Source organism: Streptomyces europaeiscabiei (genome assembly GCF_001550375.1).
In the GTDB taxonomy this organism is placed as follows: Bacteria; Actinomycetota; Actinomycetes; order Streptomycetales; family Streptomycetaceae; genus Streptomyces; species Streptomyces europaeiscabiei.
The window spans coordinates 1-8,673 of sequence record NZ_LRTR01000529.1; the positions used below are offsets into that span (position 1 = coordinate 1).

At 73.8% G+C, this 8,673-nt stretch carries 6 protein-coding genes; 2 read left to right on the forward strand and 4 right to left on the reverse strand.

Features of this window, described 5'->3' with window-relative positions; all coding sequences use genetic code 11:
- From AWZ10_RS26130 to AWZ10_RS26140, 3 genes are all read right to left on the reverse strand, one after another.
- The coding region (locus AWZ10_RS26130; protein ID WP_244172547.1) for a beta-ketoacyl synthase N-terminal-like domain-containing protein at positions 1-1,719 on the reverse strand (1,719 nt) is incomplete at its 3' end.
- Entirely contained in the window at positions 1,716-3,464 is a 1,749-nt protein-coding gene (locus AWZ10_RS26135; RefSeq protein WP_060892140.1) for a fatty acyl-AMP ligase, read from the reverse strand. The genes AWZ10_RS26135 and AWZ10_RS26130, both read right to left, overlap by 4 nt.
- Positions 3,465-3,537: 73 nt before the next feature.
- A complete protein-coding gene (locus AWZ10_RS26140; RefSeq protein WP_046709370.1) occupies positions 3,538-5,088 on the reverse strand; it encodes an acyl-CoA carboxylase subunit beta in 1,551 nt (516 codons plus the stop codon).
- 966 nt (positions 5,089-6,054) lie between these two features.
- Between AWZ10_RS26140 and AWZ10_RS26145 the strand changes: the two genes are divergently transcribed.
- The gene (locus tag AWZ10_RS26145; protein ID WP_244172548.1) at positions 6,055-7,236 is read left to right on the forward strand and encodes an aminotransferase class V-fold PLP-dependent enzyme; all 1,182 of its coding nucleotides are present in this window, start codon (positions 6,055-6,057) and stop codon (positions 7,234-7,236) included.
- 23 nt (positions 7,237-7,259) lie between these two features.
- On the opposite strand, the gene AWZ10_RS26150 is transcribed toward AWZ10_RS26145, so the two are convergent.
- Positions 7,260-8,099, reverse strand: coding sequence for an SDR family oxidoreductase (locus AWZ10_RS26150; protein ID WP_060892142.1), 840 nt, complete (start codon positions 8,097-8,099; stop codon positions 7,260-7,262).
- Positions 8,100-8,319: 220 nt separating this feature from the next.
- On the opposite strand from AWZ10_RS26150, the gene AWZ10_RS26155 reads away from it, so the two are divergent.
- Positions 8,320-8,673 (forward strand): hypothetical protein (locus AWZ10_RS26155; protein WP_107417496.1); only part of this gene is annotated, 354 nt, incomplete at its 3' end.

An 8,673-nucleotide genomic window follows, 5' to 3' on the forward strand; every position in this document is an offset into this window, starting at 1 on the left:
CTCGGGCGTGGCGAGCCAGTCCGCCAGCCGGGCGGCGGTGTCGCGGACGCGGGTGGTGTCGGTGTCGGACAGGAGGTGGAGGCGGGCCGGGGGTTCCTCGGCCGGGGGCGGGAGCAGGGCGCCGGGCCGCCATTCCTCCAGGACCGCGTGGGCGTTGGTGCCGCCGAACCCGAACCCGGAGACCCCGGCGGTGGCCGTACCGCCGTACCGGGGCCACGGCTCGGCCTCCGTCACGACCCGCAGCCGTACGTCGTCCTTCAGGGCGCTGCCCTCGGCGCAGTGCAGCGAGGGCGGAATCAGGTCGTGGTGGAGGGCGAGCACCGTCTTCACCAGGCCGGCGATGCCCGCGGCGGACTCCAGGTGGCCCAGGTTGCCCTTGACGGAGCCGAGGAGCAGCGGCTGGTCGGGGTCACGGCCCGTGCCGAGCACCGCGCCGAGCGCGCCCGCCTCGATCGGGTCGCCCAGCGGGGTGCCCGTGCCGTGCGCCTCGACATGGTCGATGTGCGCGGGGGAGAGACCGGCCCGCGCGTAGGCGGTGGTCAGCAGGGTCTGCTGGGCGGCGGGGTTGGGGGCCAGCAGGCCGTTGGAGCGGCCGTCGGAGTTGACGGCGGTGGCGCGGACGACGGCGAGGACGCGGTCGCCGTCCCGCTCGGCGTCGGACAGCCGTTTCAGGAGCACGGCCGCGCAGCCCTCGCCCCGGCCGATGCCGTCGGCCGCCGCCGAGAACGGCTTGCACCGTCCGTCCGGCGCGAGGGCGCCCGCCCGCCGGAAAGCGACCGTGACGGTCGGGGAGAGCAGCAGGTTGACCCCGGCGGCGATCGCGAGATCGCTCTCGCCCGTGCACAGGCTGACACACGCGTGGTGCACGGCCACCAGCGACGACGAACACGCGGTGTCGACGGCCATGCTCGGCCCCCGCGTGTCCAGGACGTACGCCAGACGGCCCGCCGCCACGCTCAGCGCCCCGCCGGCCGGCGCCCACGGGTCGACGGCGGCCGGGTCGGCGCCGGTGAGCTGTCCGTATTCGGACGCGGAGACGCCGACGAAGACACCGGTGGCGCTGCCCGCGAGGGACGCGGCCGGGACGGCGGCGTGGTCGAGGGCCTCCTGGACGACCTCCAGAAGGATCCGCTGCTGCGGGTCCATGACGGCCGCCTCGCGCGGGGTGATGCGGAAGAAGTCCGCGTCGAACCCGGCGATGTCGTCCAGGTAGCCGCCGTACGGCAGCGCGTCGGCGGGCGGGTACGGCGTGAAGTCCCGCCACCGGTCCTCCGGGACCCGCCGGATCGCGTCGGCACCCGCGCAGAGCGACCGCCAGTACTCCGCCGGGCCGTGCACACCCCCGGGCAGCCGGCACCCGACCCCGACGACCGCGACGGGCTCACCGGGCGACGGTGCCTCGCGGGGCGGGGCCGCCACCGGGGCGACGTCCGCCGCCGCACGGCACAGGCGTGCCACCAACGCGTCCCCCGTGGACACCTCCCACAACAGCGTCGCCGGCAGTTCACGGCCGGTCGCCCGGGACAACTCCCCGGCCAGGACGACCGCGTCCCGCGAGGACATCCCGAGATCCGCGAGCGGCCGGTCCATCGGCACGTCCTCGGCGGCCCCACCGCTCCAGGCGGCCACCTGCTCGGCGATCAGCCGTCGCACCGCGCCTTCCTCACCACCGGTGGCCGGCCGCCGCCGGTCGTCCCGGTCGTCCCTCACGACTCTCATTCCGCGCCCCCCACCGCGTAGGCACCCGCCAGATAGCGTTCACGGGTCAGGGCCCGCGAGACCTTCCCGCTGGACGTACGGGGCACCGTGCCCGGCGGGACGAGGACGACCGCGGAGAGCCGCAGCCCGTGCCGGGCGGAGACGGCCGCGCGTACGGTCCGCACGAAGACCGGTACGTCGATGTCGGCGAGCGGCACGGTCCGCGCGTGCTCCGCGACGACGACCACCCGCTCCCCGGAGCCGCCCGGCACACCGAATGCGGCGAGCCGGTCCCGTCGTACGGCCGGATGCGCGTCCTGGGCCGTGGCCTCCACGTCCTGCGGGTAGTGGTTGCGCCCGTCGACGACGATGAGGTCCTTCAGCCGCCCGGTGACGATCAACTGCCCGTCCAGGACCGTCCCCAGGTCGCCGGTCCGCAGCCACTCGCCCGGACCTGCCGTCGCATCGGCGAGTACGGCGCCGAAGACCCGCCGCGTCTGCCGGTCCTGGTTCCGGTAGCCCCGCCCCACGTTGGGGCCCTGCACCCAGATCTCGCCGACCTCCCCCTCGGACAGGGCGGCCCGTGACACCGGGTCGGCGATCCGCACCCGCTGGCCGGCCGGCGCCCCGCAGCCGGCCAGCAGCACGGCCCTCGGATCGTCGGGCCGCGCCGGCAGGGCTTTCCCGCCGGCCAGGGCGTCCCGGTCGAGCGCGAACGCGCGGAGCGGCTCCCCGGGGCGGGCGGCGGAGACGAAGACGGTCGCCTCGGCCAGCCCGTACGACGGACAGTGGGTCTCCGGCACGAGGCCCTGCGCGGCGAACGCGGCGTGGAAACGGTCGGCCGTGCCGGGGCGGACCGGCTCGCTGCCGTTGATCAGCGCGGCGACGCCGCCCAGCCGCAGCCCGGACTTCTGCGCCTCGGTGACCGTCGAGGCGCAGTAGTCGTAGGCGAAGTTGGGCGCCGCGCTCAGCGCGCGCGGGTGCGCGGCCAGCAGCCGCAGCCAGCGCACGGGCTCGTGCAGGAAGGCCACCGGGTCCATGAGCACCGACAGCAGCCCGCGCACGACCGGCGCGGCGACACTCAGCACTAGCCCCATGTCGTGGTACAGCGGCAGCCAGCCCACGAAGGTCACCGGGTGCGCGTCGGCGCCGTAGGCGGACAGGGCCTGTCGGGCGTTGGCGACGACGTTGGCATGGGTGATCTCCACGCCCGCCGGGGTGCGGGTCGAGCCGGAGGTGTACTGGAGGTAGGCGACGGCGGTGTCGTCGGGCGGGGACGGCCGCCGGTCGTCGGCGGCGGCGTCCGGCACGTGGTCCACGGCGACGACCTTCACCGCCCGGCCCTCGCACAGCTCCCGTACCTCGGCAAGGGCGTGGCCCGTCGTGACGACGACCGCCGGGCACGCGTCCGTCAGGACCGCCGACAGCCGGTCGTCCTGCCCGGGCAGACCGGGCGGGTACAGCGGGACGGCGACCAGGCCGGCGGCGAGCGCCCCGAGGAAGGCGGTGACGTACTCCGTCCCCTGCGGGCACAGCACCGCGACCCGCGCCCCGGGCTCGGCCTCCGCCGCGAGCCGGGCGGCCACGGCCCGCATCCGCAGGTCCAGCCTGCGCCAGGTCAGGGTGCGATGGACGCCCCGCGAGTGCGGCGCGGGATGGTCGACGAAGGTGAACGCCCGGCGGTCGGGGGTGGTCTCGGCCCAGTGCCGCACATACTCCGGCAGACTGCGGAACACGGGCGCGAGCGGGGGGCGGCGGTTGTCCATCGGGCATGGCTCCTCACGTCGCGGGGACGGCTTGCGGTCAGAGTGGTGACGGGACTCGGTGGGTTCGGCGCGCTCAGAGCGGGATGTTGCCGTGGCGGCGTTCCGGCATCGGGGCGCGCTTGCCACGCAGGGCTCGCAGGGCGCGGCAGATGTGGGCGCGGGTGTCGCGCGGCGCGATGACGGCGTCGACGTAGCCGCGCTCGGCGGCGAGGTACGGGGTGCCGTACGTGCTTTCGTACGCCGTGACGAGGCGGGCGCGCAGGGCCTCGGGGTCGGCCGCGGCGGCGAGTTCACGGCGGTGCAGGACCCCGACCGCGCCCTCGGCGCCCATGACGGCGATCCGGGCAGTGGGCCAGGCCAGGTTGATGTCGGCGCCCAGGTGCTTGGAGCCCATCACCGCGTATCCGCCGCCGTACGCCTTGCGCACCACCACCGTGACCTTGGGGACGGTCGCCTCGGCGTAGGCGTACAGGAGTTTCGCGCCGCGCCGGATGATGCCGGCCTGTTCCTGGCGGACGCCGGAGAGATAGCCGGGGACGTCGACGAAGGTCAGCAGCGGGATGCCGAACGCGTCGCAGAACCGCACGAACCGTGCGGTCTTCTCGGAGGCGTCGATGTCGAGGACACCGGCGGCGTGCAGCGGCTGGTTGGCGACGACGCCGACCGCGGCGCCCTCGACCAGGGCCAGCGCGCAGATGATGTTCGGCGCGAACAGCTCCTGGATCTCCAGGAGTTCGCCGTCGTCGACGACCGCGCGCAGGATGTCCCGCATGTCGTAGGCCTGCCCGAGCCGGTCCGGCACGATCGTGTCGAGACCCGGCCCGGCGGGCGCGGCCCCCGGCGCGTACTGCGGGGGCCGCGCCAGGTTGTTGGCGGGCAGGTACGACAGCAGGTCGCGCACCGTGTCGAGGGCGTCCACCTCGTCGGCGGCGAGGAAGTGGGCGTTGCCGTTGACGGTGTTGCTGGTGCGGGCGCCGCCCAGTTCCTCGGCGCCGGTGCGCTCGCCGGTGACCGCCTCGATGACGTCGGGCCCGGTGACGAACATGTGCGAGGCGCCGTCCACCATCACGGTGAAGTCGGTGATGGCGGGCGAGTACGCGGCCCCGCCGGCGCACGGGCCCAGGACGACCGAGATCTGCGGGATCACCCCGGACGCCCGCACGTTGCGGCGCACCAGCTCGGCGTAGAGGGCGAGCGAGGTGACGCCCTCCTGGATGCGGGCGCCGCCGCCGTCGTTGAGGCCGACGACCGGACAGCCCGTCTTCAGGGCGAGGTCCATCAGCGCGATGGTCTTCTCACCGAACGCCTCGCCCATACTGCCGCCGAACACCGTGGAGTCCTGGGCGAAGACACACACGGGCCGGCCGTCGATGGTGCCGTGCCCGGTGACCACCCCGTCACCGTACGGACGCCCGGCGGCCTCCCCGGTGGGGCGGGCCCGCACGAACAGGCCCGTCTCCGTGAACGAACCCGCGTCCAGCAACAGATCGATCCGCTCCCGGGCGCCGTACTCCCCACGTCTCCTGGGCCCGGACGGCGCGACCGCCCGGACCCGGCGGGCCTCCAGGTCGGCGATGCGGTCGGCGGTCCGGTCGACGGATCGTTCAGTGACCGGGTCGGGCACACGGCCGGCCGCCCGCTCCGCCAACCGCCCCGCCCGGGATGTCGTCACCTCTAGTGTCACAGCCACCTCCGAAGTGGCTTCCGAATATGGCAGCGGCTCAGGGGCGGACCGGGGCGATCAGCGTTCTGTGTGCGGGAGATGAGTCCCGAGGGGCCGGAGTTCGTCCGTGGGTGACAAGAGTCCGGGTGCGACCGGGGTGTTCCGACGTGTGGCCGTAATCAAGCTTCACTTGAGCTTTCAACGATGCCAGGATCTCGGCGCCCGAGCACGCCCCACCGTCCTCGAAAGGCATCGACATGCGCAGCCGACTCGCCCTCCTGGCCGCCGTCACGGCCTTCCTGACCACCTCCACGGCACCGGCGTACGCCGACGTCCGGCCCGGCGTCACCTACTCCGGCGAGGGCACTTTCTACCGAACACTTGCCCAGGGATCCACCCTTCAGGGTGGAGGTGTAGGGCATCCTGAGCCCAGCGGCCCGGAGGGCCGCAGCGACACTGCTAAATTCGCCTTGTCCGACAACGTGGTTGGCGGACCTACCGCCGGACTGGCGGGACGTCAAGCCTGTGGAGACCTTGTCAGACCACCCTCGGGTGGCAGGGGCCGATGAAGCAGGAACCCGAGGGAGCACCGCGTAGCGGTGCTGACCGGAATCGCCTGCGTTCACGCAGGCGAGGATGTCAAAAGGAGGGGTCCACACAGTGGTGGTGCGGGATCCAGGTCCGGCAACCACCGCAAACCCCGTTGCCACCCTGGAGGTCCGCACCGGGACGACCTGGCGTCAACTGCCGCGTCAGGAATACAACTTCTTCGTCTCGGCGGACGGCGCCGGCTGCGGCTTACGACATCCGCGTCACCGACATCCACGGCCAGACCCTCACCGACAGCGGCATCACTCTCACCCCGAACACCGACCAGCCGGGCCGCGCCCAGTTCGCGAAACGCTGACGCGTGGGAAGGGTGTGGGCATGGACATCGACGCACTGCGCCGGGACACCCCCGGCACCGCCAACCGAGTGCACCTCAACAACGCCGGAGCGGCCCTGCTCTCCCGGCGGACGCTGGAGGCCGTCACCTCCCACCTGGAACTCGAAGCGGCCATCGGCGGATACGAGGCGGCCCAGCAGGAGCGGGACCGGATCGACGCCACCTACACCAACCTCGCCCGGCTGGTCGGCGGCCGGCCCGACGAGATCGCGCTGTTCGACAACTCCACCCGGGCCTGGAACGCGGCGTTCCACGCGCTGACCTTCAAGCCGGGCGACCGCATCCTCACCGGCCGGGCCGAGTACGGCAGCAACGTGCTCGCCTACCTCCAGGTCGCCCGGCGCACCGGCGCGGAGATCGTGGTCGTCCCCGACGACGCGTCCGGACAGCTCGACACCGCCGCCCTGGCCGGTCTGATCGACGAGCGCACCCGACTGGTCGGGGTCAGCCACGTCCCCACCAGCGGCGGCCTGGTCAACCCGGCGGCCGAGATCGGGCGGATCACACGGGCCGCGGGTGTCCCGTTCCTCCTCGACGCCACCCAGTCCGTGGGCCAGTTCCCCGTGGACGTCGAGGCCATCGGCTGCGACATGCTCACCGCCACCGGCCGCAAGTTCCTGCGCGGCCCGCGCGGCACGGGCTTCCTCTGGGTGCGCTCCGAGGCGCTGGCGTACCTCGACCCGTACGTCACCGAGATCCAGGCGGCCGACTGGGACGGCGGACGCGGCTTCACCTGGCGGCCCGGTGCCCGCCGCTTCGAGACCTGGGAGGTGAGCTACGCCAACGTCCTGGGCCTCGACGCGGCCGTACGCCAGGCCCTCGACCTGGGCCTGGACCGCATCGGCGAACGAGCCGTCGCCCTGGGCGCGTACCTTCGCGACCGGCTGGACGCCCTCCCCGGCGTCACCACCCACGACCTCGGCGAGCACCGCTGCGCCATCGTGACCGCCAAGGTCCAGGGCCTTGCCACACCCGAGGTCGCCGCCGCCCTCGCCGGCCGGCGGATCAACGTCACCACCACCGTCCCCGAACACACCCAGTTCGACACCGAACGCCGAGACGTCCACCCCCTGGTCCGGCTCTCCCCGCACTACTACAACACCGAGGCCGAACTCGACCGCACGGTCGAGGTCATGGCCGGTCTCGCGCGCACCGCACCCTGAGAACACCGTCCGGCACCCGTCCTTCAGCCCCGCCGCTCCGCGAGGAACTCCCGGGCGCCGCGCAGCCGGGTGCGCAGACCTCGCCGGGTCGCCCGGCCGTCCAGCCGGACGTCGAGCGCTCCTCGCAGGGAGGTGCCGCCCAGGCGCCCGGCAGGCAGCCGCGACGCGTCCAGGCCGTCGCGGCCGGCGATGAGGACACCCAGTTCGTGCCGGGTGAGGGCGTCCGGCCCGGCGATGTGCCGGACGCCTGCTTCGTCGGACGCGGCCAGTTCCAGCAGCGCGGCGGCCAGGTCCGCCACCTGCACCGGGCAGCGCACGACGTCGGTGAACAGCACACCGTCGCGGGTGCCGGCCACCAGGTCGTGCACATGCCTTTCATGCACGGACAGGGCGCGCCCGTCCCCGAGGATCAGCGAGGTCCGTGCCACGACCGCGCGCGGCGCCACCAGCCGGACACCGGTCTCCGCCGCGGCCTTCGCCGCACCGTACGGTGTGACGGGATCGGGCAGGCAGGTCTCGTCGTAGCCGCCTCGATCGCCCGAGAACACGGCGTCGCTGGACACATGGACCAGGCGGCAGCCCCGAGCGGCCGAGGCCATCGCCACCCGGACCGCGCCCTCGGCGGTGACCGCCCAGTCGGCGCCGCCGCTGGACGTGTTGACGACCACCGACGGAGCCACCTCGTCCAGCACCGCGGTCACCTGCGCGGGATCGCGGACGTCGAGCCGGTACCAGGAGACGTCCCCCGCGGTGTCCGGCGGCCGGGTGGAGTAGGTCGCGGCCGTCGCGAATCCCGCCGCCGGGGCCCGGCGCAGCAACGCGCCGCCGAGGAACCCGCTGCCGCCGATGATCAGGAGCTTCATGGTGGGAAAGGTAGGGGGTTTCGTACGACCACGGTCGGTGGGACGGATTCCGGCGGAGAGCGGTCAGCGGTGCGACGCCGTCGAAGAGGGCGATGTGGTCCAGGGCACGTCCATTCCGTGGCCTGTGCCATTTCCGGCCCCGACGGCGCACGACTACGTTGTGCCTGGCATTCCCCCCGTACCCGAGGACGGCTTCCCCCGTACCCAAGGATGGCCCAGTGTGCTCGCAGACCTCTCCCCGCTCATAGCGGCGACCACCCAATGGCTGACGCGCGCCTACCCGGCGGGCGGCGGCGCCCTGGACGGCGCCCTCGCCGAGGCGCAGGCCCGGCAGGCCGTCACCGTGGCCGCCCGGCTCCGCTATCCGACGCCGATGGACGCCGCGCTCGTCGGCGTGGCGGGACCGGGCGGCACCGCCCGGCTCGACTGGATCACCGGCTTCGATGAGGACCTGACACCCGACGAGTACGCCTGGCGGACCTGGGTGGACGAGGTCGTGGCCAGTTGGGCGGCCTGTCGCACCGGCGGAACACGGCGGATCATCGCCACGGACTCCGGGGGAAGCTCGGCCGCG

Bases quoted from the DNA above. Each gene is read 5' to 3' on its own strand.
- AWZ10_RS26135 (WP_060892140.1), bottom strand. From the start codon at position 3,464: ATGGACAACCGCCGCCCCCCGCTCGCGCCCGTGTTCCGCAGTCTGCCG.
- AWZ10_RS26145 (WP_244172548.1), top strand. From the start codon at position 6,055: ATGGACATCGACGCACTGCGCCGGGACACCCCCGGCACCGCCAACCGA.
- AWZ10_RS26150 (WP_060892142.1), bottom strand. From the start codon at position 8,099: ATGAAGCTCCTGATCATCGGCGGCAGCGGGTTCCTCGGCGGCGCGTTG.